Origin of the sequence: Streptomyces sp. Ru71, from assembly GCF_002920535.1 — a bacterium.
GTDB lineage: Bacteria > Actinomycetota > Actinomycetes > Streptomycetales > Streptomycetaceae > Streptomyces.
In genome coordinates this window covers 112444-136937 of record NZ_PQSS01000014.1, presented here as the reverse complement: position 1 = coordinate 136937, position 24494 = coordinate 112444, and the positions used below count along the sequence as shown (strand labels likewise).

At 72.4% G+C, this 24494-nt stretch carries 18 protein-coding genes and 1 pseudogene; 6 read left to right on the top strand and 13 right to left on the bottom strand.

The genetic code is table 11. The features are described 5' to 3' along the window. From C3489_RS12020 to C3489_RS12010, 3 genes and pseudogenes are all read right to left on the bottom strand, one after another. On the bottom strand, positions 1 to 1075 hold a 1075-nt coding region (locus C3489_RS12020), incomplete at its 3' end, for an aldehyde dehydrogenase family protein (RefSeq protein WP_103781746.1). 147 nt (positions 1076 to 1222) lie between these two features. Continuing rightward, positions 1223 to 2894 (bottom strand): annotated as a pseudogene (locus C3489_RS12015) (PucR family transcriptional regulator). 123 nt (positions 2895 to 3017) lie between these two features. Further along, entirely contained in the window at positions 3018 to 5444 is a 2427-nt protein-coding gene (locus C3489_RS12010; RefSeq protein WP_103781745.1) for an ATP/GTP-binding protein, read from the bottom strand. Between the two features lie 239 nt (positions 5445 to 5683). On the opposite strand from C3489_RS12010, the gene gabT reads away from it, so the two are divergent. Together gabT and C3489_RS12000 are read left to right on the top strand one after the other, a co-directional pair. After that, positions 5684 to 7018 carry a 4-aminobutyrate--2-oxoglutarate transaminase gene (gabT, locus tag C3489_RS12005; protein WP_103781744.1) on the top strand — a complete coding sequence of 445 codons (1335 nt, stop codon included), beginning with the start codon at positions 5684 to 5686 and terminating at the stop codon, positions 7016 to 7018. A gap of 432 nt (positions 7019 to 7450) precedes the next feature. Then, the gene (locus C3489_RS12000; RefSeq protein ID WP_103781743.1) at positions 7451 to 8089 is read left to right on the top strand and encodes a phosphatase PAP2 family protein; all 639 of its coding nucleotides are present in this window, start codon (positions 7451 to 7453) and stop codon (positions 8087 to 8089) included. Here the strand turns inward: C3489_RS12000 and C3489_RS11995 are convergent. The 8 genes from C3489_RS11995 to C3489_RS11960 form a co-directional block, all read right to left on the bottom strand. Further along, positions 8028 to 9824 carry a chitinase gene (locus C3489_RS11995; RefSeq protein ID WP_103781742.1) on the bottom strand — a complete coding sequence of 599 codons (1797 nt, stop codon included), beginning with the start codon at positions 9822 to 9824 and terminating at the stop codon, positions 8028 to 8030. The two genes, C3489_RS12000 and C3489_RS11995, sit on opposite strands and share 62 nt — an antisense overlap. 87 nt (positions 9825 to 9911) lie before the next feature. Further along, a complete protein-coding gene (locus C3489_RS11990) occupies positions 9912 to 10367 on the bottom strand; it encodes a hypothetical protein (RefSeq protein ID WP_103781741.1) in 456 nt (151 codons plus the stop codon). 141 nt (positions 10368 to 10508) lie between these two features. After that, a complete protein-coding gene (locus tag C3489_RS11985) occupies positions 10509 to 11927 on the bottom strand; it encodes an FAD-binding oxidoreductase (RefSeq protein ID WP_103781740.1) in 1419 nt (472 codons plus the stop codon). Positions 11928 to 11962: 35 nt separating this feature from the next. Further along, positions 11963 to 12763: an ABC transporter permease gene (locus tag C3489_RS11980; RefSeq protein ID WP_103781739.1), complete on the bottom strand. Its 801-nt coding sequence runs from the start codon at positions 12761 to 12763 to the stop codon at positions 11963 to 11965. Continuing rightward, positions 12764 to 13693 (bottom strand): ABC transporter permease, encoded by a 930-nt coding sequence (locus tag C3489_RS11975; protein WP_103781738.1) that lies wholly within the window; start codon positions 13691 to 13693, stop codon positions 12764 to 12766. Further along, positions 13693 to 14841, bottom strand: a complete 1149-nt coding sequence (locus tag C3489_RS11970) for an ABC transporter ATP-binding protein (RefSeq protein ID WP_181139642.1) — start codon at positions 14839 to 14841, stop codon at positions 13693 to 13695. The genes C3489_RS11975 and C3489_RS11970 overlap by 1 nt, the downstream gene beginning before the upstream one ends. 5 nt (positions 14842 to 14846) lie before the next feature. Continuing rightward, positions 14847 to 16094 carry a spermidine/putrescine ABC transporter substrate-binding protein gene (locus C3489_RS11965; RefSeq protein WP_103781736.1) on the bottom strand — a complete coding sequence of 416 codons (1248 nt, stop codon included), beginning with the start codon at positions 16092 to 16094 and terminating at the stop codon, positions 14847 to 14849. Positions 16095 to 16146: 52 nt separating this feature from the next. Continuing rightward, positions 16147 to 17697, bottom strand: coding sequence for a gamma-aminobutyraldehyde dehydrogenase (locus C3489_RS11960; RefSeq protein ID WP_103781735.1), 1551 nt, complete (start codon positions 17695 to 17697; stop codon positions 16147 to 16149). 214 nt (positions 17698 to 17911) lie between these two features. On the opposite strand from C3489_RS11960, the gene C3489_RS11955 reads away from it, so the two are divergent. After that, positions 17912 to 18472, top strand: a complete 561-nt coding sequence (locus C3489_RS11955) for an NADAR family protein (RefSeq protein ID WP_181139641.1) — start codon at positions 17912 to 17914, stop codon at positions 18470 to 18472. Positions 18473 to 18577: 105 nt separating this feature from the next. Here C3489_RS11955 and C3489_RS39330 read toward each other — a convergent pair whose 3' ends face one another. After that, positions 18578 to 19465 carry a DUF4190 domain-containing protein gene (locus C3489_RS39330; RefSeq protein WP_258054664.1) on the bottom strand — a complete coding sequence of 296 codons (888 nt, stop codon included), beginning with the start codon at positions 19463 to 19465 and terminating at the stop codon, positions 18578 to 18580. Positions 19466 to 19973: 508 nt separating this feature from the next. Here C3489_RS39330 and C3489_RS11945 point away from each other — a divergent pair. Genes C3489_RS11945 through C3489_RS39325 form a run of 3 tightly spaced genes read left to right on the top strand, consistent with a single transcriptional unit; the run spans position 19974 to position 21897 of the window. Continuing rightward, positions 19974 to 21044 (top strand): adenosine deaminase, encoded by a 1071-nt coding sequence (locus C3489_RS11945; protein ID WP_103781733.1) that lies wholly within the window; start codon positions 19974 to 19976, stop codon positions 21042 to 21044. Positions 21045 to 21078: 34 nt separating this feature from the next. Further along, positions 21079 to 21762, top strand: a complete 684-nt coding sequence (locus tag C3489_RS11940; protein ID WP_103781750.1) for a glycerophosphodiester phosphodiesterase — start codon at positions 21079 to 21081, stop codon at positions 21760 to 21762. 9 nt (positions 21763 to 21771) lie between these two features. After that, positions 21772 to 21897: a hypothetical protein gene (locus tag C3489_RS39325; protein WP_258054662.1), complete on the top strand. Its 126-nt coding sequence runs from the start codon at positions 21772 to 21774 to the stop codon at positions 21895 to 21897. 9 nt (positions 21898 to 21906) lie between these two features. On the opposite strand, the gene C3489_RS11935 is transcribed toward C3489_RS39325, so the two are convergent. Then, positions 21907 to 24462 carry a glycosyltransferase gene (locus C3489_RS11935; protein WP_103781732.1) on the bottom strand — a complete coding sequence of 852 codons (2556 nt, stop codon included), beginning with the start codon at positions 24460 to 24462 and terminating at the stop codon, positions 21907 to 21909. Positions 24463 to 24494 lie beyond the last annotated feature (32 nt).

Below are 24494 nucleotides of genomic sequence, written 5' to 3'. Positions count from 1 at the left end.
CGCGCTTGCCGCCGGCGAGCAGCTTGGCGCCGGCCGCCACGGCCTCGTCCACCCAGGTCTCGACGCGCTTGGCGGCGTCCTCGCTGACCAGCGGGCCGACGTCCACGGTGTCGTCGGACGGGTCACCGGTGACCTGCGCCTCGACGGCCGCGACGATGCGCGGGAGCAGGCGGTCGTACACCGACGCGTCGGCGATCACGCGCTGCACCGAGATGCAGGACTGGCCGCCCTGATAGTTGGAGAAGGTCGCGATGCGGGTCGCGGCCCAGTCCAGGTCCTCGTCGCTCGCCCAGTCGGCCAGCACGACGGCCGCGCCGTTGCCGCCCAGCTCCAGGGTGCAGTGCTTGCGCGGCACCGAGTCCATGATCGCGTAGCCGACCTTGTCGGAGCCGGTGAAGGAGATCACCGGCAGGCGCTCGTCCTGGACCAGGGCGGGCATGCGGTCGTTCGGGACGGTCAGGACCGACCAGGAACCGGCCGGCAGGTCCGTCTCGGCCAGCAGCTCGCCGAGGATGAGACCGGACAGCGGGGTGGCGGGGGCCGGCTTGAGGATGATCGGGGCACCGGCGGCGATCGCCGGGGCGACCTTGTGGGCGCACAGGTTCAGCGGGAAGTTGAACGGCGCGATGCCGAGCACGACGCCCTTGGGGAAGCGGCGGGTGATCGCCAGACGGCCCTGGCCGCCGGCGTCGGTGTCGAGGCGCTGGCCGTCGCCGCCGTTGAAGCGGCGGGCCTCCTCGGCCGCGAAGCGGAACACGGACACGGCACGGCCGACCTCGCCGCGCGCCCACTTGATCGGCTTGCCGTTCTCGGCGGAGATCAGCTGGGCGATCTCCTCGGTGCGCTCGACGAGCCGCTTGCTGACGTGGTCCAGGGCGGCGGCGCGCACGTGGGCCGGGGTGGCGGCGAACTCGTCCCGCACGGCGTACGCGGCGGCCACGGCCTCCTCGACCTGCTCCTCGGTGGGCACGGCGACCGTGCCGACGAGCCGGCCGTCCCACGGGGAGGTGACGTCGAAGGTGTCGTCGCCGGTGGCCTGGCGGCCGGCGAGCCAGAAGGCGTGGGTGGCCCCCACAATTTTTTCTTGGGGCATGTGCGAGTCCCGGCCCTTCCGCGTAGGGGGTGTGCGTGCTTTCGCCACCACCGTAGGGCCGGGACGGGCAGGGGTCGTTTGTCCGACCCGTAGCAGTCGACGGCGAGCATGCGCCGCTTTGGCGTACGACTATTCGGTCGAGGTCGCCTTCAGCGCCAGCCACAGCTCCATGCGGACGTCCGGGTCGTCCAGGGAGCGGCCGAGGATCTCCTCGACGCGGCGCATCCGGTAGCGCAGGGTGTGCCGGTGGACGCCCAGGTCGGCGGCGGCCGCGTCCCACTGGCCGTGCCGGGACAGCCAGGCCCGCAGCGAGGCGACGAGGTCGCCGCGTCCGGTGGCGTCGTGCTCGTGCAGGGCGCGCAGCAGGCCGTCGGCGAACGCCTTCACCGCGTCGTCGGCGAGCAGCGGCAGCACCGAGCCGGACGCCAGCTGCTCGTGCTCGACGCACACCCGGCCGCGCCGGCGGGCCACCGACAGCGCCTGTTCGGCCTGTTTGTACGCGGCGGCGGCCGCGATGGGCCCGGAGGGCGCGGACAGGCCGACGATCAGCTCGTCCTCCTCGCCGCCGCCCGGCTGCTCGTGGACCTCGCTGGTACGGGCCCCCTCCAGCGCGGCCGCGTACGCGGTGCAGGCGCCGACGGCGGCGCCGCCGTCGGTGGCGAGCACCACGAGCCGTTCCCCGTCGGGGACGACGAGCACGGCCTCCCCGGCCCGGGCGGCGGCCGACTCGACGGTCTCGGCGAGCCCGCCGAGGGGGTCGCCGGCCGGCTCGACGGTGGTCGTGGGGGCGGCGGGGGCCGGTTTCGTCGCCGTCACCTGCGCGTGCCCGTCGGCGTGCGCCCGGGCGGCGGACGCGGACGCCGACTCGGCGACGATCACCCGGAACGGCGCGTCCAGCAGCGTCCCGTACAGGTCCCCGGCGACGGCCCGCGCGTGGTCCGGCTCCCCGGCGAGCAGCATGCGCAGGACGGCGGCGCCCACGCGCTGCTCGGCGGCGTGCAGCGAGCGGGAGCGCTCGGTGGTGAGGGTGAGCAGGGCGATGGCGGAGTGGACGGCGTAGCGCTCGGCGGTGCCCAGGGCGGCGGCGGTGCCGACGGCGAGGGCGGCGCGGGGGGCGGCGGCCGGTGCCGATGGAGTGCAGTTCGACGCGGTCCTCGTGGTCGGGACCGCCGACCACGGATGAGGCGGGGGCGGGCCGCTCGCGCAGCCGTTCCACGTCGGCGGTGAGCCGGCCCGCCCGGCGTCCCGCCCACTCGGGCGCGGTGGCGACGACGGCGCCGGACGCGTCGTAGAGCGCGGCCCAGCCGTCGACCTGGGCGGCGAGCGCGGCGAGCAGCCCCTCGGGGCCGGAGTTCAGGGCCTGCTTGGTCAGCTCACGCTGGGCGGCGAACCCGGCGGTGACGGCCCGGTACTGGTCGGCGGCGATGGCCGCGGAGACGGCCTTGCTGATCGCGAGGAACGGGGTGCGGCGAGGCACCTCCAGCAGCGGCAGGCCCTCCTCGTCGCAGGCGTCGACGAGGGCCTTCGGGGTCTCCTCGTAGTTGACGCCGACCGCGAAGCCGAGGCCGATCACGCCCGCGCCGGCCAGCCGCCGCACGTACCGGCGCATCGCCTCGGGGTCCTCGGCGTCCAGCTTCAGCGCGGTGACCAGCAGCAGTTCCCCGCCCTCCATGTAGGGCACGGGGTCGGCGAGCTCGCTCACGTGCGCCCAGCGCACGGGCACGTCCAAGCGGTCCCCGCCCGCCCGCACGGTCAGCTTGAGCGCCGAGTGATGGACGAGGGAGGCGAGCGTGAGGGGCATGGGGCCTTCAGGTCTGCGGATGTCGCGTGATCACTGTGATCCTTTGGCCGCCACGTATGAACGACCTATGTCGATTCTGCCTCACCGTACGGTCACCGCGCCCCGTCGTGCTCGTGGATCCGGTCAGCCACGCAGGTCCAGCAGCAGCGGCGGGGCGTGCTCGCCGGTCACCGTGGTCAGGGACAGCACCGCGTGGCCCGGCGGCACCGAGTGTGCCAGCTCGGACGCCGACCAGCGCTCCCGCTCGACCTGGCGGACGGTGACGGCCTCGGTGGTGACGGCCTTGCCGGTGACCAGTTTGCGCAGCGCGTGCAGGGCGCGGGTCATGGGCTGGTCGGCGAAGACGGTGTGCTGGGCGACGTCCCGGGTCTCCACCCACTCGGTGCCCCACGCCCCCGCGAACCGGCTGCCGTCCCAGGTGGAGACCCCGGACAGGGCCATGCGGCAGCCGACGGCGGCGTACAGCGGCCCGTGCAGCGCCTCGGGCACGTCGGCGACGGTGCGCAGCGCGAGCACGACACCGGCGTTCTGCGAGCGCAGCCGCTGGATGCGGCGCACGGACTCGGCGGTGACGGCGCCGGTGGCGTCGTCTAGGACGAGGCAGGCGAAGTGCTCCCGCCCGGCTTCCCGGGCGACGGCGGTGAACTGGGCGAGGACGAGCCGGGTCAGCAGCCGGGCGGCCTCCTCGTGCCCGTGCTCGGGCAGGTCGATGCGCACCCGCAGCGGGTGGTGGGCGAGGGCGCGCAGCGAGAACGGCCGGATCGCGTCGTCGCCCGCGCCGCTCGCGGGTGAGCCGGCGCCGAAGAAGTCCGCGAACACCGGCCGGTCCAGCAGGGCGAGCCGGTCGGCGAGGGCGAGGCCGGGGTCGCCGGGGGTGCCGGACTGACGGACCCGGGCGTCGAGCTCGCGCCGCATCACGGCGTGCCGCTCCTCGGCGAGCGCCGCGCGCAGGTCGGTGAGCGGGGCCGGCTCCCCGGCGAGCAGCTCGCGCAGCACGGGCAGGGTGGGGAAGGCGCCGTAGGCGGCCCGGTAGGGGCCGAGCAGCTGGGCCAGCGCGGTGGCGGCGCGCTGGGCGCCGACGGTGTCGAGGTCCCCGGCGAGGGCCTCGGCGAGCAGGGCGGCGGCCTCGTCGGGGTCGGCGGTGCCGGCGTAGGGGTCGAGGTCGTGCACGGAGGCGGGGTCGCCGACGCGGACCACCACGTCGAAGGAGGCGTCGGGGCCGCATCCGGCGCCCACGGCGACGACGGCGCACTGCCCGGTCAGCGCCTGCAGGGCGAGGGACTCCACCACGGGTGCGACCACGTGCCGGGTCTTGCCGGACCCGGACGGGCCGACGACCAGCAGGGAGGTGGCGAGGGCCGCCGGGTCGAGGGCGGCGCCGGCGCCGCCGTAGGCGAGCGGGGTGCGCTCGCCGGCCACCCAGTGCCCGATGCGCACCTGCCCGGCGCGCAGGTCGTGCCGGGCGGTGCGGGCGGGCAGGTCGCGGGCGCCGGAGGGGTGGGTGAGCGCGGCGGAGCCGTGGCGCAGGACGGCGTCGGTGAACTCGGCGAGGCGGCCCCGGGCGCGGGCCCGGGTCCAGGCGTGCTCAAGGCGGGCGCAGTCGACGTCGTTCATCCGCCCGGCGAGCACGTCGGCGGTGAGCAGATCGGCGGCCTGGTGCTGCCCGGCCTCGCGCAGGGCGGGCCACTGGGTGGGCGGTACGGGCTTGTCCGGTACGTCGGCGGTCTGCGTCTCGCGGCGGGCGGCGAGCCGCTCCCTGGCGTACGGCAGCCAGCCGCCGAGGCGGGCGAAGGGCCACACCACGAGCAAGGTGATCACGGCGTACAGCAGGTCGGTGACCCAAGGCGAGGTGAAGACGTCGTAGCCGCCGGTGACCAGGGCGACCAGGGAAAACACGGGTCCCACCACGGGCAGCGCGTCCCAGCCGACGCCGGGGAAGGCGCTGGGGAAGACGAGGCTCAGCGCGGCCAGGGCGAACACCAGCGCGAGCAGGGCGCGGGCGGGCTGCGGGCGGCGGGCCACGACGTGGCGCACGACCCCGGGCCAGCTGCCGAGCCGGCCCATGGCGTAGACGAGGACGCCGAAGAAGACGCCGTCGTGGACGACGATGGCCTCGGCGCCCTGCCACCCCTTGGGCGAGGCGAGGGTGCCGCCCCACCACCAGTCGTCCGGGGTGACCAGGCGCAGCAGGCTCCACTGGTAGGGGACGCTGCCGTGCCGCCACAGCGACCACAGCAGCAGCCCGATGACCAGCGGGACCGCGACTCCGACGAGGGTGACCGGGGCGAGCCGCTCACGGCCCGGCGCGGGGTCGGGCGTGCGGTAGCCGAACCGCCAGATCCCGGGCCCGGCGGCCGGGCGGGGCGTGTCCAGCCACTCGGCGACGGACGACGGTGCCCCCTGACCCGGCGCGTGCGCCGGCCGGGGCGGCACCACGGGCGCCGCGGGCACGTCCGGCGGCCCCGCCGGGCGCGGCACCGGGTTCGCGTGGGTGCCCGGCTGGGCACCCGATCGGGCGCCCCGTGCCTCCTGCGTCCCGTCGCTCTCCATCGCCTCTGCCCCCTGACCAGCCGTTCCGTCGACCACTAGCGAGCCAATCTAACGCCCCCGCAAGGGGAGTTCACCGCTTCCGCGGCCGGGCCGGCGCCATGGGCCGCCCTCACCTCTATATCCATCGCGGACAAGGGACACCCCCGACAACGCCCACATGGAGCATGCCCGCGCCTCCTCCCCCGTCTTAGCCTGCGAGAAAAGAAGGCAAGCATCCGCAAAACCCCCAGGAGCCCCGCATGACCGCACTTCCGCAGGAGCGCCGAGTCGTCACCGCCATCCCCGGCCCGAAGTCCCAGGAACTTCAGGCCCGCCGTCTCGCCGCGGTCGCGCAGGGCGTGGGTTCCGTGCTGCCGGTCTTCACCACGCGTGCGGGCGGCGGCATCATCGAGGACGTCGACGGCAACCGCCTGATCGACTTCGGCTCCGGCATCGCCGTGACCTCCGTCGGCGCCTCCGCCGAGGCCGTGGTGCGCCGCGCCTCCGCGCAGCTCGCCGACTTCACCCACACCTGTTTCATGGTCACCCCGTACGAGGGCTACGTGGAGGTCGCCGAGGCCCTCGCCGAGCTCACCCCGGGTGACCACGCCAAGAAGACCGCCCTGTTCAACTCGGGCGCCGAGGCCGTCGAGAACGCCGTCAAGATCGCCCGTGCCTACACCAAGCGCCAGGCCGTCGTGGTGTTCGACCACGGCTACCACGGCCGCACCAACCTCACGATGGCGCTGACGGCGAAGAACATGCCGTACAAGCACGGCTTCGGCCCGTTCGCCCCCGAGGTCTACCGTGTCCCGGTCGCCTACGGCTACCGCTGGCCGACCGGCCCGGAGAACGCGGGCCCCGAGGCCGCCAAGGCCGCCATCGACCAGATCACCAAGCAGGTCGGCGCGGACAACGTGGCCGCGATCATCATCGAGCCGGTGCTCGGTGAGGGCGGCTTCATCGAGCCGGCCAAGGGCTTCCTGCCGGAGATCGTGAAGTTCGCCAACGACAACGGCATCGTCTTCGTCGCCGACGAGATCCAGTCCGGCTTCTGCCGCACCGGCCAGTGGTTCGCCTGCGAGGACGAGGGCATCGTCCCGGACCTGATCACCACCGCCAAGGGCATCGCCGGCGGTCTGCCGCTGGCCGCCGTGACCGGCCGCGCCGAGATCATGGACGCCGCGCACGCGGGCGGCCTGGGCGGCACCTACGGCGGCAACCCGGTGGCCTGCGCCGGTGCGCTCGGCGCCATCGAGACGATGAAGGAGCTGGACCTCAACGCCAAGGCGAAGAACATCGAGGCGATCATGAAGTCCCGCCTCGGTGCCATGGCCGAGAAGTTCGACATCATCGGCGACATCCGTGGCCGTGGCGCGATGATCGCCATCGAGCTGGTCAAGGACCGCGCCACCAAGGAGCCGAACCCGGAGGCGGCCGCCGCGCTGGCCAAGGCCTGCCACCAGGAGGGTCTGCTGGTCCTGACCTGCGGCACCTACGGCAACGTGCTGCGCTTCCTGCCGCCGCTGGTGATCGGCGACGACCTGCTGAACGAGGGCCTCGACATCATCGAGCAGGCCTTCACCCGCATCTGAGCAGGGCGCACACCTCCGCGAGCGGCCCCCGAGCACGGCGCATCCGTGCACGGGGGCCGCACGTCTGAGATCCCTGCGGCAGAGGGTGTGAAGAACGTGTGCGAGGTGGATGGCAGGACGCCGTTCCTGCTGTCGCTTCGCCACCCCCTGCCGTAGGTTCTACCCAGATGAGAGATACACCCCGTCCACAGGGCACTGTGGGCGACATCGGGCCGAGGCCTCCCCAGCTTCGACCTGGTCGTGCCCTCGCGCACACAACCGGAACCTGACGGCTCCGGTATCTCCTCACCGATCGGACGGTCGCCCGCCCCAAACCCCCCGGGGCGCGCGGCGTTCCGGTCAGTTCGGCCGCCTCGGAACGCCCCCCCTGTTCCGGGGCGGCCGGCCTCCTTTTACGCCCCGCTTCCCGTCCGCTGACGGATGATGGGGCCCATGCTTGTGATGGTCCTCCCGGCGCTGCTCTTCGTCCTCATCACCTGGCAGGTCGTCAGCGACGGACCACTGCTCACCGTGGACGAGCGCGTCAGCGGTGCGCTGGTGCACCCGGACCGCTTCTCGGGCGCCCTCTCGGACCTGGGCGAAGTGCAGGTGGCCGTGCCCCTGCTGGCGCTGGCGGTGGCGTTCTCCGCCTGGCGCGGACGGGCCGCCGGGGCCGATCGCTGGTGGTTCCCGCCGGCCGCCGCTGCCGTGGCCATGGCCCTGGTGCCGGCGTTCGTGGTCCCGCTGAAGGAGTGGACCGCCCGCCACGGCACCCCCGTCGTCCCGCCGGCCACGGGCTACTACCCCTCCGGCCACACCGCCACCGCCGCCGTGGCCTACGGCGCGGCGGCGCTGCTCCTGCTGCCGTGGCTGCGCTCCGCCGCCGCGCGCCGCGCCGCCGTCGCCGGGTGCGGGGTCCTGGTACTGGCCGTGTCCTTCGGGCTGGTGCGCCGGGGCTGGCACTGGCCGCTGGACGTGGTGGCCAGCTGGTGTCTGGCCACCGTCCTGCTGGTGGGTCTGCGGCGGGCGGTCAGCCGAAGTAGCCGTCGAACGTCCGCTGGAACTCCCAGCCGCCGAAGCGGTCCCAGTTGACCGACCACGTCATCAGGCCGCGCAGGCCCGGCCAGGTGCCGTGGGTGGCGTAGGAGCCGCAGTTCGCCTTTCTCGTCAGGCAGTCCAGGGTCTTGGTGACCTCGGCGGGAGCCACGTATCCGTTGCCCGCGTTGGTGGTGGCCGGCATGCCGATGGCGACCTGGTCGGGGCGCAGCGGCGGGAAGACGTTGTTCGCGTCGCCGGCCACCGGGAAGCCCGTGAGCAGCATGTCGGTCATCGCGATGTGGAAGTCGGCGCCGCCCATCGAGTGGTACTGGTTGTCCAGGCCCATGATGGGGCCGGAGTTGTAGTCCTGGACGTGCAGCAGGGTGAGGTCGTCGCGCAGGGCGTGGATGACCGGCAGGTACGCCCCGCAGCGCGGGTCCTGGCCGCCCCACTTGCCGGTGCCGTAGTACTGGTAGCCGTTCTGCACGAAGAAGGTCTCGGGGGCCATCGTCAGCACGAACTTGGCGCCGTACTTCGCCTTCAGGGTCTTCAGGGCCGAGATCAGGTTGACGATCACCGGGGTCTTGGGGTTGCGGAAGTCGGTGTCGTCGGCGTTCAGGGACAGCGAGTGGCCCTCGAAGTCGACGTCGAGGCCGTCGAGGCCGTAGGTGTCGATGATCTTCGAGACGGAGAAGACGAAGGTGTCGCGGGCGGCGGCCGTGGTCAGCTGGACCTGGCCGTTCTGGCCGCCGATGGAGATCAGGACCTTCTTGCCGGCCGCCTGCTTGGCCTTGATCGCCGCCTTGAAGTCGGCGTCCGACTCGGCGTTCGGGCACTCGGTGACCGGGCAGCGGGTGAAGCGGATGTCCCCGGAGGTGGCCGAGGTGGGCTCGCCGAAGGCCAGGTCGATGACGTCCCAGCTGTCGGGGACGTCGGCCAGGCGGGTGTAGCCGGCGCCGTTGGCGAAGCTCGCGTGCAGGTAGCCGACCAGGGCGTGCGCGGGGAGGTTCCCGGTGCCGCCGCCGGTGCCGGCGCTCGTCGTCGCCGTCACGGCCGCCGACTTCGCCGACTCACCGGCGTCGTTGAGCGCGCTGACCTGGAAGGAGTACGACGTCGAGGGCGCGAGGCCGGTCACCGTGGCCGTGGTGCCGGTCACCGTCTGGACCTTCGCGCCGTCGCGGTGGACGGCGTAGCCCGTGGCGCCCGGTACCGCCGACCAGGACAGGGCGACGCTGGTGGAGGTGACGCTGGAGGCGGTCAGGCCGGTGGGCGCGGCGGGCGGCTGTCCGGTGCTGCCGCCGGGGCCGGTGAGGGTGATGTCGTCGGCCTGGTAGGCGCCGGTGCCGTACCAGCCGTGCGTGTAGAGGGTGACCCTGGTCGTGGTGGCGCCGGTGCGGAAGGTGGTGGTGAGCTGCTGCCAGTCGGGGGCGGACTGGGTCCAGGTGGAGACGTCGGTGGTGCCGGTGCCGCTCGCGCCGAGGTAGACGTAGGAGCCGCGGACGTAACCGGACAGTGTGTACTGCGCGTTCGGCTGTACGGTCACCGTCTGGGCGCACTGGGCGTTGTCGTTGCCGGCCGGGGTCGCCTGCAGCGCCGAACTGCCGCTGTGCACCGGCGAGCTGACGGTCTGTCCGGCGGTGCAGGTCCAGCCGGTCAGGCCGGACTCGAAGCCGCCGTTCACCGCGAGGTTCGCGTCGGCCGCACGGGCGGCCGACGAGAGCGCGGTGATGCCGGGGACGGTCAGGACGGCGGCCGTGAGAAGGGCGGCCAGGGGTCTGGTGCGTTCCACAGATGCCTCCGGGCATGGGGGAAGTGGAGGAGGTGGAGCGCGCCCAACTTGGTCCAGACCAATCCGGTTGTCAAGACTCCCGGCGTCTCACCCTCCCTCGCCCCCGCCCGCGAGGCCCGCCGCCGCCTCGTGCATCGCCAGCTCCAGCAGCGCCGCGTCGGTCAGCGTGCCGGAGCCGTCCGGCTCGACCAGCCAGCGGACGGCGCCGGTCGAGCGGCCCGGGTAGGGCACCACGATCCAGGTGCCGCGGCCGGCCGTACGGATGCCGGTGCCGACCCAGCGGGAGGCGGTGCCAGGCGGCACGAAGAACCCCATGCGGTCGTCGCCGAAGTCGGCCAGCACCGGGCCCGGCCGGTCCAGGATGCGGGTGAGGACGTCGAGCGTGGGGTAGCCGAGTTCGCCCGGCAGGACCAGCACGTCCCAGGCCCGGCCGGCGGGCAGCAGGGCCACCCCGAGCGGGCTGCGCTCCCACTCCCAGCGGCAGGCCTCGGGGTCCGGTGCCACCGATGCCAGCCATTCCACCGCCGTCTTCGCCCCTGCCATGAGAAGACCTCCCCGTCCCTCGTGGACATGCCGCGACGCGGGGCGCGTCGCGAACTCCACGAGGGAGAGGGAGTTCTCCCGGAGGGCATTACGCGGATTCGGTCGACCCGTTGAAGTGATCCAGGTCACAACCAGCTGGCGTCAGCTGTCGAAGCCGAGCCCCAGCTTGTCCATGGTCCGCAGCCACAGGTTGCGCCGCCCGCCGTGCGCGTCCGCGCGGGCCAGCGACCACTTGGTGAGCGCGATGCCGGTCCAGGCGAACGGCTCCGGCGGGAAGGGCAGCGGCTTCTTGCGGACCATCTCCAGCGCGGTGCGCTCGGTCTGCTCCCCGGCCAGCAGGTCCAGCATCACGTCCGCGCCGAAGCGCGTCGCGCCGACGCCGAGCCCCGTGAAGCCGGCCGCGTACGCCACCCGGCCCTGGTGGGCGGTGCCGAAGAACGCCGAGAACCGCGAGCAGGTGTCGATCGCGCCGCCCCACGCGTGCGTGAAGCGCACCCCCTCCAGCTGCGGGAAACAGGTGAAGAAGTGCCCGGCGAGCTTGGCGTAGGTCTCCGGGCGGTCGTCGTACTCGGCGCGGACCCGGCCGCCGTAGGGGTAGATCGCGTCGTAGCCGCCCCACAGGATGCGGTTGTCGGCGGACAGCCGGAAGTAGTGGAACTGGTTCGCCGAGTCGCCGAGGCCCTGGCGGTTCTCCCAGCCGATCGACTTCAGCTGCTCGGCCGTCAGCGGCTCGGTCATCAGCGCGTAGTCGTAGACCGGCACGGTGTAGGCCCGCACCCGCTTCACCAGGCTCGGGAAGATGTTCGTGCCGAGCGCCACCTGCCGGGCCCGGACCTGGCCGTACGGAGTGCGTACGGCCATGCCGGCGCCGTACGCCTTGAGGGTCAGCGCGGGCGTGTGCTCGTAGACGCGCACCCCTAGGTCGAGGCAGGCGCGCTTGAGGCCCCAGGCGAGCTTGGCCGGGTGCAGCATCGCCACACCCCGCCGGTCCCACAGGCCGGCCTCGAAGGTCGGGGAGTTCACCTGTGCGCGCACCGCGTCCGCGTCCAGGAACTCGATGCCGTCGGCCAGCCCCTTGGCCTCCAGCTCGTCGTACCAGTCGCGCAGTTCCCACGCCTGGTACGGCTCGGTCGCCACGTCGATCTCGCCGGTGCGCTCGAAGTCGCAGTCCAGGGAGTAGCGGGCGACGGCCTGCTCGATCTCGTCGAGGTTGCGCCGGCCCAGCTCCTCCAGCTTCTTGATCTCCTGCGGCCAGCGGGTCAGCCCGTTGGGCAGGCCGTGGGTGAGGGAGGCGGCGCAGAAGCCGCCGTTGCGGCCGGAGGCGGCCCAGCCCACCTCGCGGCCTTCGAGCAGGACCACGTCCCGCTGCGGGTCGCGCTCCTTGGCGATCAGCGCGGTCCACAGTCCGCTGTACCCGCCGCCGACGACCAGCAGGTCGCAGGTCTCGGCGGCGGTCAGCGCGGGCTCGGGGCGCGGCCTGCCGGGGTCGTCCAGCCAGTACGGGACCGGCTGCGCTTCGGAAAGAGACTCTGTCCAACGGCTCATGGCGCTTGGGGCCATGATTTCAACTCCCTACCAGGGTGACTCAGGTGGCTTTACGCCTTCTGCTTGGTACGGCGATTGCTGATCAGCATGGAGGTCAGCACGAACAGCACCGCGACCAGGAACATGGCCGTACCGATGACATTGATCTGGACGGGCGTGCCGCGCTGCGCCGAACCCCACACGAACATGGGGAAGGTGACGGTGGAGCCCGCGTTGAAGTTGGTGATGATGAAATCGTCGAAGGAGAGCGCGAAGGCGAGCAGCGCGCCCGCGGCGATTCCGGGGGCCGCGATGGGCAGGGTGACCCGCAGGAAGGTCTGCGCGGGACCGGCGTACAGATCCCGGGCTGCCTCCTCCAGACGCGGGTCCATCGACATCACCCGCGCCTTGACGGCGGTGACGACGAAGCTGAGGCAGAACATGATGTGCGCGATCAGGATCGTCCAGAAGCCGAGCGGCGCCCCCATGTTGAGGAACAGGGTGAGCAGCGAGGCCGCCATGACGACCTCGGGCATCGCCATCGGCAGGAAGATCAGCGAGTTGACCACGCCGCGGGCGCGGAAGCGGTAGCGCACCAGCGCGAAGGCGATCAGCGTGCCCAGCAGCGTGGCGCCGACGGTCGCCCACACCGCGATCTGGAGGCTGATGCCGAGCGAGCCGCACATGTCGGCGACACCGCACGGGTCCTTCCAGGCGTCCGTGGAGAACTGCTGCCACTCGTAGTTGAAGCGGCCCTTCGGTTTGTTGAAGGAGAACACCGTGACGACGACGTTCGGCAGCAGCAGATAGGCGAGCGTGAACAGGCCCGCGATGACGACGAGCTTCTTCTTGAGCCAGTTGACGAAGGGCATTTAGACCAGATCCTCCGTCCCGGACCTGCGGATGTAGAGGGTGACCATGAGAAGGATCGCGGCCATGAGGATGAAGGACAGCGCGGCGGCGGTCGGATAGTCCAGCACCCGCAGGAACTGCGTCTGGATCACGTTGCCGATCATGCGGGTGTCGGTGGAGCCGAGCAGTTCGGCGTTGACGTAGTCGCCGGCCGCCGGGATGAAGGTGAGCAGGGTGCCGGAGACCACGCCGGGCATCGACAGCGGGAAGGTCACCTTGCGGAAGGTGGTCCAGGGCTTGGCGTACAGGTCGCCGGCCGCCTCGTGCAGCCGGGAGTCGATGCGCTCCAGGGAGGTGTACAGCGGCAGGATCATGAACGGCAGGAAGTTGTACGTCAGTCCGCACACCACCGCCAGCGGGGTGGCGAGCACCCGGTCGCCGGCCGTCCAGCCGAGCCAGCTGGTGACGTCCAGGACGTGCAGCGTGTTCAGCACGTGCACGACCGGGCTGTTGTCGGCGAGGATCGTCTTCCAGGCCAGGGTGCGGATCAGGAAGCTGGTGAAGAACGGCGCGATCACCAGGATCATGACCAGGTTCTTCCAGCGGCCCGCGCGGAAGGCGATCAGATACGCCAGCGGGTAGCCGAGCAGCAGGCACAGCACGGTCGCGGCGGCCGCGTAGGCGACCGAGCGCAGGAACTGCGGCCAGTACTCGGACAGGGCGTCCCAGTAGGTGGCGAAGTGCCAGGTGACCTTGTAGCCGGCCTCCAGCGAGCCGGTCTGCACGGACGTGGACGCCTGGTAGATCATCGGCAGCGCGAAGAAGACGACCAGCCACAGGATGCCGGGCAGCAGCAGCCAGTACGGCGTGAGGCGGCCCCGCTTGCGCGGCGGCTTCTTCTGAGGTGCGGTCGGGGTGAGCGGCGGGGGCGCCTCGGTCAGCGTCGACATCAGGCCGCCGCCTCTTCCTCGGTGCCCGCGTCGATGTCCTGGGTCGCGTCCAGGCCGAAGGTGTGCGCCGGGCTCCAGTGCAGGACCACGTCGGCGCCGGGGACCAGACGGCCGTCGCGCTCGACGTTCTGCACGTACACCGCCAGCTCGTCGCAGACGGGGCTGTCGATCACGTACTGCGTGGAGACGCCGATGAAACTGGCGTCGGCGATCTTGCCGGTGATCCGGTTGCGGCCCTCCGGGATCGAGCCCGCGTCGTCGGCGTGCGTGAGCGCGATCTTCTCCGGGCGGATGCCGACCAGCACCTTGCCGCCGGCGGTGGCCGGTGCGGAACACCGGGCCTGGGGCAGCACCAGCTTGCCGCCGCCCGCCTTGAGCACGATGTCGTCGCCGCTCTTGGTGTCGACCTCGGCCTCGATCAGGTTGGAGGTGCCGAGGAAGTTCGCGACGAACGTGGTCTGCGGGTTCTCGTACAGGTCGGTGGGCGCACCGAGCTGCTCGACCCGGCCGGCGTTCATCACGGCGACCGTGTCGGCCATCGTCATGGCCTCCTCCTGGTCGTGCGTGACGTGCACGAAGGTGATGCCGACCTCGGTCTGGATGCGCTTGAGCTCCAGCTGCATCTGGCGGCGCAGCTTCAGGTCGAGCGCGCCGAGCGGCTCGTCGAGGAGCAGCACCTTGGGGTGGTTGATCAGCGCGCGGGCGACCGCGACGCGCTGCTGCTGGCCGCCGGAGAGCTGGTGCGGCTTCTTGCGCGCCTGCTCGCCGAGCTGGACCAGCTCCAGCATCTCCTCGACCTGCTTCTTCACACTCTTGATGCCGCGCCGGCGCAGACCGAAGGCGACGTTCTCGTAGATGTCGAGGTGCGGGAAGAGGGCGTAGGACTGGAAGACGGTGTTCACCGGCCGCTTGTAGGGCGGCAGGTGGGTCACGTCCTGGTCGCCGAGGTGGACGGTGCCCGAGGTGGGCTCCTCCAGGCCGGCGATCATGCGCAGGGTGGTGGTCTTGCCGCAGCCGGACGCGCCGAGCAGGGCGAAGAAGGAGCCCTGCGGCACGGTCAGGTCGAGCGGCTGCACGGCGGTGAAGCCGTTGTCGTAGGTCTTGCTGATCCCGGAGAGGCGGACGTCGCCGCTGTGGTCTGTCGTCATGGTCGTCACGCCCCAGTGAGCTTCGCGAACTTTCCTTCGTAGGCGGTCTCTTCCTTCTGCGTCAGGGAGCGGAAGGGGTGAGACCTCGCCTGCATGGCCTTGTCGGGGATGATCAGCGGGTTGTTCGCCGCATCCTCGTCGATCTTCGCAAGCTCGGCCTTCACGCCGTCCACCGGACAGACGTAGTTGATGTAGGCGGCGAGCTCGGCGGCCGCTTGCGGCTCGTAGTAGTAGTCGATGAGCCGCTCGGCGTTCGTCTTGTGACGCGCCTTGTTGGGGATCAGCATGACGTCCGTCGACGTGATGTACCCGCTGTCCGGGATGACGAAGTCGACGTCCGGGCTGTCCGCCTTCAGCTGTACGACGTCACCGGCCCAGGCCAGACACGCGGCCAGGTCGCCCTTGGTGAGGTCGGAGGTGTAGTCGTTGCCGGTGAAGCGGCGGATCTGGCCGCTGTCCACGCCCTTCTGCAGGCGGGCGATCGCGGCGTCGTAGTCGTCGTCCGTGAAGTGCGACGGATCCTTGCCCATGTCCAGCAGCGTCATGCCGACGCTGTCGCGCATCTCGGTGAGGAAGCCGACGCGGCCCTTGAGCTTGCGGTTGTCGAGCAGGTCGGAGACCGACTTCACCTCGACGCCGTCCAGCGCCTTCTTGTTGTAGGCGATGACGGTGGAGATGCCCTGCCAGGGGTAGGAGTACGCGCGGCCCGGGTCCCAGTCGACGCTGCGGAACTGCTGGGAGAGGTTGGCGTAGGCGTGCGGCAGGTGTGACGGGTCCAGCTTCTGCACCCAGCCGAGGCGGATCAGGCGGGCGGCCATCCAGTCGGTGAGGACGATCAGGTCGCGGCCGGTGTCCTGGCCCGCGGCGAGCTGCGGCTGGATCTTGCCGAAGAACTCGTTGTTGTCGTTGATGTCCTCGGTGTAGCGGACCTTGATGCCGGTGCGTTTGGCGAACGCGTCCAGCGTCGGGTGGTGCTTGCCCGAGTCGTCGACGTCCATGTACTCGGTCCAGTTGGAGAAGTTGACGGTCTTCTCCTGGGCCGAGTGGTCCTCGGCGGAGGTGCCGCCGGCGCTCTGGCCGGCCGCGGGGATGCCGCAGGCGCTCAGCGCCCCGAGTCCGCCGACCGCGAGCGCGCCGCCGGCGGAGGCGCGCAGCAGGGACCGGCGGGTGAGGGCCGCCCGGCCGTTGGTGAAACTGCGCCGCATGGCGGCCGCTTGGGCCGGGGTCAGGCGGTCGGGCTCGTACTGCTCCATGCGCGTGGTTGCCCTTTCGGGAGGGTGGGCCGTGGTCGGCGGCCCGTCGTGGCTATCGGTCCCCGAAGATCGTGCGGTGCCAGTCCTTCCTGACGACCGCCGTGTTGTCGAACATGACGTGCTTGATCTGCGTGTACTCCTCGAACGAGTACGATGACATGTCCTTGCCGAAGCCGGACGCCTTGTAGCCGCCGTGGGGCATCTCGCTGATGATCGGGATGTGGTCGTTGATCCACACGCACCCCGCCTTGATCTCGCGTGTCGCACGGTTCGCCCGGTACACGTCCCGGCTCCACGCGGAGGCGGCGAGGCCGTAGGGGGTGTCGTTGGCCAGCCGGATTCCTTCATCCTCGCCGTCGAACGGCAGGACGACCAACACGGGACCGAAGATCTCGGCCTGGACGATCTCGCTGTCCTGCGGGGCGTCGGCGACCAGGGTGGGCCGGTAGTAGGCACCCTTGGCCAGCTCACCGCCCGGCGCCTCGCCGCCGGTGACCACACGCGCGTAGGCACGCGCCCGGTCGACGAAGCCGGCCACCCGGTCGCGCTGGGCGTGCGAGATCAGCGGGCCGAGGTCGGTGCCCGGGGCGAAGGGATCGCCGAGCCGTACGGTCTCCATCAGCGCGGCGGTCCGCGCGACGAACTCCTCGTACAGCGGACGCTGCACGTACGCGCGCGTGGCGGCGGTGCAGTCCTGCCCGGTGTTGATGAGCGCGCCCGCGACCGCGCCGTTGACGGCCGCGTCCAGGTCGGCGTCGTCGAAGACCACGAAGGGTGCCTTGCCGCCGAGCTCCAGGTGCAGGCGCTTGACCGTGGCGGTGGCGATCTCCGCGACCCGCTTGCCGACGGCGGTGGAGCCGGTGAAGGAGGTCATGGCCACGTCCGGGTGGCCGACGAGCCGCTCACCGGCCTCCTTGCCGGCGCCGGTGACGATGTTGATCACACCGTCCGGGATGCCAGCGTCGGTGGCGGCCTGGGCGAACATCAGCGAGGTGAACGGGGTCAGCTCGGCGGGCTTCAGCACGATCGTGTTGCCCGCGGCGATCGCCGGGAGGATCTTCCAGGCGGCCATCTGCAGGGGGTAGTTCCAGGGCGCGATGGATCCGACGACACCGATCGGCTCACGGCGGACGTAGGAGGTGTGGTCCCCGGAGTACTCCCCGGCGGACTGGCCCTGCAGATGCCGGGCGGCACCGGCGAAGAAGGCGGTGTTGTCCACGGTTCCCGGTACGTCGAACTCGCGGCTGAGCTTGATCGGCTTGCCGCACTGCAGCGACTCGGCGCGGGCGAAGTCCTCGGCCCGGTCGGCGAGCACGGCGGCGAACCGGTGCAGGGCGTCCGAGCGCTCGCCCGGCGTGGCCCCGGCCCAGCCGGGGAAGGCCGCGCGGGCGGCGGCGACGGCCGCGTCGACGTCGTCGGGGCCGGCCAGCTCGTAGGTGAGGACGTCCTCGCCGGTGGCCGGGTCGACGACCGCGTGCGTGCGGCCCGAGGTGCCCTGGGTGAGCCGTCCCGCGATGTACTGCGCGCCCTGCGCGAAACGTTCCTGTGCGGGGAACTTCGTGGTTCGCGTGGAGTGGTCCGGGGTGGTGCCCGGGTTGTGCATGTCGCTCTCCTCCGCCGTCGTCCGGCCCCTGTCCCGCGGGGTGGGTGGCGTAGCTCCAGCTCGATTTGAGTGCCGATCCTGACAGAGGCATGGGATGCCTACAAGGGATTCCGTTGTTGCCTTTCGGTTACGCGACGGAATCTGTCGACCAGGTGTCGAGTGATGCCGGAAAAGGCCGGACGCAGTGTCAGTGGCGCGTGCCAGACTCGCGTGCATGGAGAAGATCGATTCTTGGGAAGCCCTGGTCAGGGCGGTCCACGCGGGGGCGAGGATCAAGTACCTGCACTTCTGGGGACACCGCCCGCGACCCGACGGCAGCATCGGGCCGAGCTGCCTCAGCCAGTGGTGGCCGTCACCGTTCGTGGTGGACGGAGTGCGCTACGAGACGGCCGAGCACTGGATGATGGCCGGCAAGGCGAGACTGTTCGGCGACGCGGAGGCGGAGCGACGGGTCCTGGCCGCCTCGCATCCGTCCCAGGCGAAGAAGGCGGGGCGCCTGGTACGGGGCTTCGACGAGGCGGTCTGGGAGCGCGAGCGGTTCCGGATCGTCGTCGAGGGCAGCGTGCACAAGTTCTCGGCCCACCCGGAGCTGCGGGAGTTCCTGCTGAACACCGGCGAGCGGGTGCTGGTGGAGGCGAGCCCGGTGGACCGGGTGTGGGGCATCGGCCTCGCGGCGGACGACGATGCGGCGAGGGACCCGGAGCGGTGGCGGGGACCGAACCTGCTGGGCTTCGCGCTGATGGAGGCGCGGGGGCGGGTGCGGGTGGGCGGATGAGCGGGGGGTGGCGGTCTGCGGGGGTCGCTCGACTGCGTTGACTCGCTTGGGCGTGCCGGGTGGGTCGCGGGCAGTCGACGCGGTCCCGGCAGGCGGAGGGGGCGGTCAGCGGGCCACGATGAGCAGGATCACGAAGCCGATGCCGAGGACGATTCCGGCGGCGCCGCAGATGATGCCGGCCAGCGCCTGGCCGGGGTTGGTGGCCTCGCCCCGCTTGGCCTTGGCGCGGCCGATCGCGCCGAAGATCACGCCGAGCACGCCGCCGATGATGGCCAGCGGCCACGCGCAGAAGACGACCGCGGAGATGATGCCGAGCACCAGCCCCGCCGTCCCCATGCCGTTGCTGGGCAGGGGCTGCATACCGGGCCAGCCGTAGTAGCCGCCCTGCGGGCCGTGCGCACCGCCGGGCCCCGCCGCTCCCGGGTAGCCGTAGCCGCCGGGGTAGCCGTACGGCACCTGGCCGGGACCCTCCGGGGCGATGGGCGGCGGCGGAACCGGCTCACCGTACGCCGGGCCCGGCGGGGCGAAGGGGTTGGCGGCGCGGGGGTCGCCGGGCTGGGGCGGAGCGAAGGGGTTGGGCTCCGACCAGGCGCCGGGCCGCTGGGCGGCGTCCGTCCCGCCCGGGGCCGAGGCGAGCGTCTGCTGCTCGTGCACGGACGCCGGGGCCGGCGGGCCCGAGGAGAACACGGTGTGCCCGGGGCCGTCCGCCGCGCCAGGGGCGTCCCCCGTGCCGGGACCGGCCATCGCGCCGGGGGCGGCCCAGGGAGCGGGCGCGGAGAGCGGGGCGGCTGCGGGGCGGCCGGTGCCGCCATCGGCGGGTCTGCCATCAGGGGCCCCGGCGGGGGCCGGGGCCGTGGGGGCCGAGGTCTTGCCGAGGGAGATCTTGGGGGAGTCGGCTGAGTCGGTGGGACCGTCGCTGGGCGGCGGTGCCCAAGGGTCGCGGTCCGCAGCCGCGCCGTGCGGCGCCCCCGGCATCACCGTCTCGTCGGCCATTCCCCGATCCCCCCTCTACGAACGTCCCGCCATGCTACGTCCCCGCCCCCGCCTCGGACCGAACACCCCTGCGAGCCGACGACCGTGCGCCGGGAACGCCCCTCCCCGGCCACTCCGGCAAGGCTCGCTCCGCGCCCCCGACCGAACACCCCTGCGGGCCAGCGACCGGAACGGACCTTCGGCTCGGGACACCCTCCCACCCGGGTTGCTCGCTCCCGCCAGGCTCGCTCCCCACCCCAACCGACGCCCCCTGCGGGCCGGCGGCACGGCATGGACAGCCAGCCCGCTCGAAACGCCCCTCCCCGACCGCTCCCGCAACGCTCGCTCCGCTCTCATTCCCCCCTCGCCGGCGGCCCGCCCTTCCGCCGCCTTCCCGCACCGCCCGAATTCCCCCACCCGCCCATCTCTCCCCCGGCCTACGATGATCCCGAGTCACCGATCAGCCGATCACCCGCGTCCCCGCGCCCGGCATCGCCGGCGAGGGGGGCGCCGTCCCGGGGAGGACCCCTTGACCGACCGCTTCGACGCACCCGCCGCCGCGCCCGTCCCGCACGATCTGCACGCCTTCATCGCCGGCCTGCCCAAGGCCGAGCTGCACGTGCACCACGTCGGGTCCGCCTCCCCCCGGATCGTCTCCGAACTGGCCGCACGCCACCCCGACTCCAAGGTCCCCACCGACCCCGAGGCGCTGGCCGACTACTTCCAGTTCACGGACTTCGCCCACTTCATCCAGGTCTACCTGTCCGTCGTCGACCTGATCCGCACCCCCGAGGACGTCCGGCTGCTCACCTACGAGGTGGCCCGCGACCTGGCCCGCCAGCAGGTGCGCTACGCCGAGCTGACCATCACGCCGTACTCCTCCGTGCGCCGCGGCATCGACGAGCGGGCCTTCATGGCGGCGATCGAGGACGCCCGCAAGGCGGCCGAGGCCGAGCTCGGCACGGTGCTGCGCTGGTGCTTCGACATCCCCGGCGAGGCCGGCCTGGAGTCGGCCGAGGTGACCGCCCGGCTCGCCACCGACGACGCGGTGCGCCCCGAGGGGCTGGTCTCCTTCGGGCTCGGCGGGCCGGAGATCGGTGTGCCGCGCCCGCAGTTCAAGCCGTACTTCGACCGGGCCATCGCGGCCGGGCTGCACTCGGTGCCGCACGCCGGCGAGACCACCGGCCCGCAGACCGTGTGGGACGCGCTCACCCACCTGGGCGCGGAGCGCATCGGGCACGGCACCAGTTCCGCGCAGGACGAGAAGCTGCTCGCGCACCTCGCCGAGCACCGCATCCCGCTGGAGGTGTGCCCGACCTCCAACATCGCCACGCGCGCGGTGCGCACGCTCGACGAGCACCCGATCAAGGAGTTCGTCCGGGCCGGCGTCCTGGTCACGATCAACTCGGACGACCCGCCGATGTTCGGCACCGACCTGAACAACGAGTACGCGGTCGCCGCCCGGCTGCTGGAGCTCGACGAGCGGGGCCTGGCCGAGCTGGCCAAGAACGCCGTCGACGCCTCCTTCCTGGACGGCGCCGGCAAGGCCCGTATCCGCGAGGAGATCGACACCTACACCGCCCGGTGGCTCGCTCCCTGACCGGCGACGGCCGGCTGCCGTCACAATGGCCCGCATGCAGACCCTGACGGCCGTGGCCCACCGCGGCGACCCGTACCGCGTACGGGAGAACACGATCGCCTCGCTGCGTTCCGCGCTCGCCGCGGGCGCGGACGCCGTGGAGATCGACGTACGGCTCACCCGTGACGGTGTCCCGGTCCTCCTGCACGACGAGACGCTCAAGCGGCTGTGGGAGCAGGACCGCCCGCTGCTCGCGCTGTCGCTGGCCGAGGTGGAGGGGCTGACCGGCGGCGGAGTGCCGACGCTGACGGCGGCGCTGGCCGCGACGGACGGCAGCCGGGTGATGGTCGACCTGCCCGGCACGCCGGACGTGGCGGCGGCACGCCGGGTGGTGGACGCCGTCCGGGAGGCCGGGGCGGGCGACCGCGTCTACTACTGCGCGGGCGCCCCGGCCATGCTGGCGGTGCGGGCCGCCGATCCGGCCGCGGAGATCGCGCTGACCTGGACGAGCCTCGCCCCGCCGCGCCCCGCGCTGCTGGAGGCGGTGCGCCCGCGCTGGCTGAACTACCGGTTCTCGCTGGTGGACCGCGCCCTGGCGGAGCGTGTCCATCGCGGCGGCCACCTGCTGTCCGTGTGGACGCCCGACACCCGCCGCGCCATGCGCCGCCTGATCGGCCTGGGCGTCGACTCCATCACCACCAACCGCATCGACGTCCTGAGCGCACTGCGCCGCGGCTAGGAGCGGCGCGTGCTCGTGGCGTGCCCGCACACCCAGGTGGTGACCATCCCCGGCGCGGTGTTCTTCCTGCCGAACGAGGTCGCCGACCGGGTCGCCGACGTCATCCTCCAGACAGCGGCCCACGCGCGCCGCTGAATCAGCCAACTAGGTCCCTTCGGTGGCGGCGGTGCTGGTGCGGCGGGCACCGCTCGGCACGGCCAGCGGGGTGGCGTCGTCGAAGTGCCAGCCCCAGTGCGGCCGTTCCACACCCTCGTAGGCGTCGGGACCTCCGCTGACGAGGCCGTCGTGGGCGACGCCGTTGTGCGTGAAGCCGTCGTGGACCGGGGCCGGGATGCCGTCGAGGCGCTCCGGCTCCAGCAGGCCGGGGATCTCGTCGGCCCAGCCGAAACAGTCGGAGGCCAGCGTGCGCACCCGGACCCCGGACAGGAAGCCGGAGAGGATCTCCCGTTCACGGGCGCGGAGTTCGGTGTGGTCCAGGCCGTCCACGCTGAGCGCGGGGGCCAGATAGCGGAAGGGCGGGAAGCCGTAGGCGTCCTCGGTGTTGCCGAGCATGCGCCGCACCGCCTCCTCGTAGGGCATGTCGGCGAGTGCGGGGGCGCCGCGTTCGATGACGAACAGATCGCTGACGGTGGTGGTGGTGCCGACGGTGCAGGGCACCAGCCGGTCGACGGCGTACTTGGGCGGCGGCACCATGATCTGGGTGAGCGCGTTGATCGTCATGATCGGCAGGTTGAGGCGGGCGAGGGTGAGGGCGAAGGAGCGGCCGCCCTTGGAGTGCAGACGGCTCTGCGCGGCGAGTTTGAGCCACTCCGGCCGGGTGATGTCGTCGGCGTGGACCGCGTGCAGGGTGTGGGCGCTGATGGTGAGCGGCTTGGGGAAGCACACCGCGTGTCCGGCGGCGTCGACCAGCGTCATGTCGTCGGACAGGAAGCATCCGCCGTGCTCGCGCAGCATCCTGAGCACGGTGGCGGTCTTGCCGGTGTCGGTGAGGGCGGAGAGCATCACTCCGGTGCCGTGGAAGTCGAGGCAGGCGGAGTGCAGCAGCATCCAGCCGCGGGGCACCACGACGAAGCGCAGCAGGGCCTCGATGATGTTGGTGTAGACGACGTGCGGGGAGCGCGCCAGCATCGGGCTGACCTCCACCGAGATCGGCTTGCCCAGGTCGACGCGGAAGTTGGCGCCGAGCCGGCCGAGTTGCTCCTCGTAACGCAGGCTCGCCGGGCGGCCGTTCACCTCTCGGGTGAGTTCGGTGAGCGCGGCGCGGTGGTGCGGGATGCGGCGGCCGATGTCGCTGACCCGGATCGCGATGTCGCAGTCGCGCGGGGGCACCCACTGCGCCCGGAAGAACTCCAGCTCCGGCAGCGGCACTTGGGAGGCGATGCTGACGCGGCCGGCGATGTCGTAGCGGTAGGGCAGGTACTGGGAGCGCTTGTGCCCGCCGTGCGCGGTGGACGGGGTGCTGACCGGGGCGCCCGGGTCGACGAGCGTGCGCACCGGGTCGCGCCCGGTGCTCTCGTCCTCGCTCGCGGGGGCCCGGTAGATGAGCCGGTCGCTGAAGAGGAACCGCAGCAGGAACAGCAGGACGAGGGTGAGGGCGTTGGCCGTGAGCACTCCGACGCCGAGAGCCAGCAGCCAGGCCAGCACCGGGAGGCGGGCGAGCAGCAGCAGGTTGTTCATGGCGAAGAAGCGGACACCGCGGCCGGTGCGTGTCCCGCGCAGGGTGCCGCGGTAGACGAGGAGTTCGACGAGCGCGAAGTTCCAGCCGGTGGAGACCTGGGTGGCCAGGGCCGCACCCCACAGCGGCGGCGCGTTCAGGACGTCGTGGAACAGCCAGAGCGCGGCGGTGTTCACGCCGATGCCGCTGACCCCGATGAGCCCGAAGGCGAGCAGCCGGCCGAACGCCGCGGCGCGCTCGCCGCCGCTGCGGGTCGTTCCGCGCAGCCGCACGAGATGGCGCAGATAGGTGAGGCCCTCGCGCAGCGACGCCTTGGAGGTGCCCGCGGCGCGCGGGGCGAAGGTGTAGGCCACCTCGGCGACCCGGGCGGACGGATGGCGGACGAGCAGCTCAAGGAGGATCTTGAAGCCGAGCGGGTTCAGCCGGTCCAGGTCGATCCGGTCGCGGCGGAAGGCGAACAGCCCGCTCATCGGGTCGGTGACGGTGGCCAGGCGGCGCGGGAAGAACAGCTTGGCGAGCAGGGCGCTGCCGGAGGACGCGAGCGACCGTGCGGCGCCGTCCAGGCCGCCGCTGGAGCCGGTTCCTGCGTGCCGGGTGCCGACGACGATGTCGACGTCGTGGCCCAGGGCGGTGCGGGCGAGCGCGGCCGCGGCCTCCGGCGGGTGCTGCAGGTCGGCGTCCATGACCAGCACCCAGCCGCCGCGCGCCGCGCGGGCACCGGCGATCACGGCGCCGGACAGTCCGCCCGCGCGCCGGCCGGGCGGGCGGTGCAGCATGCGCACGGGCAGGGGGCAGCGCGGCCCGTGCGCCGCGGCGACCGCGGGCGTGTCGTCGTCGCTGTCGTCGACGAGCAGGACCTCGGCGTCCAGTGCGGCGAATGCGGTCCCCAGCGCACGCAGCAGGAGCGGGACGACCTCCTGCTCGTTCCGGGTCGGCACGACGACGGTCAGGCGGGGCGCGGCAGGCGTCGCCGGCTCCCCCTGACTGACGCGGCGGCCGGTGTGCGGCATGTCATTGAGGTCCATAGCGGCCTCCGGACGTGGGGCTGCGTCGACGT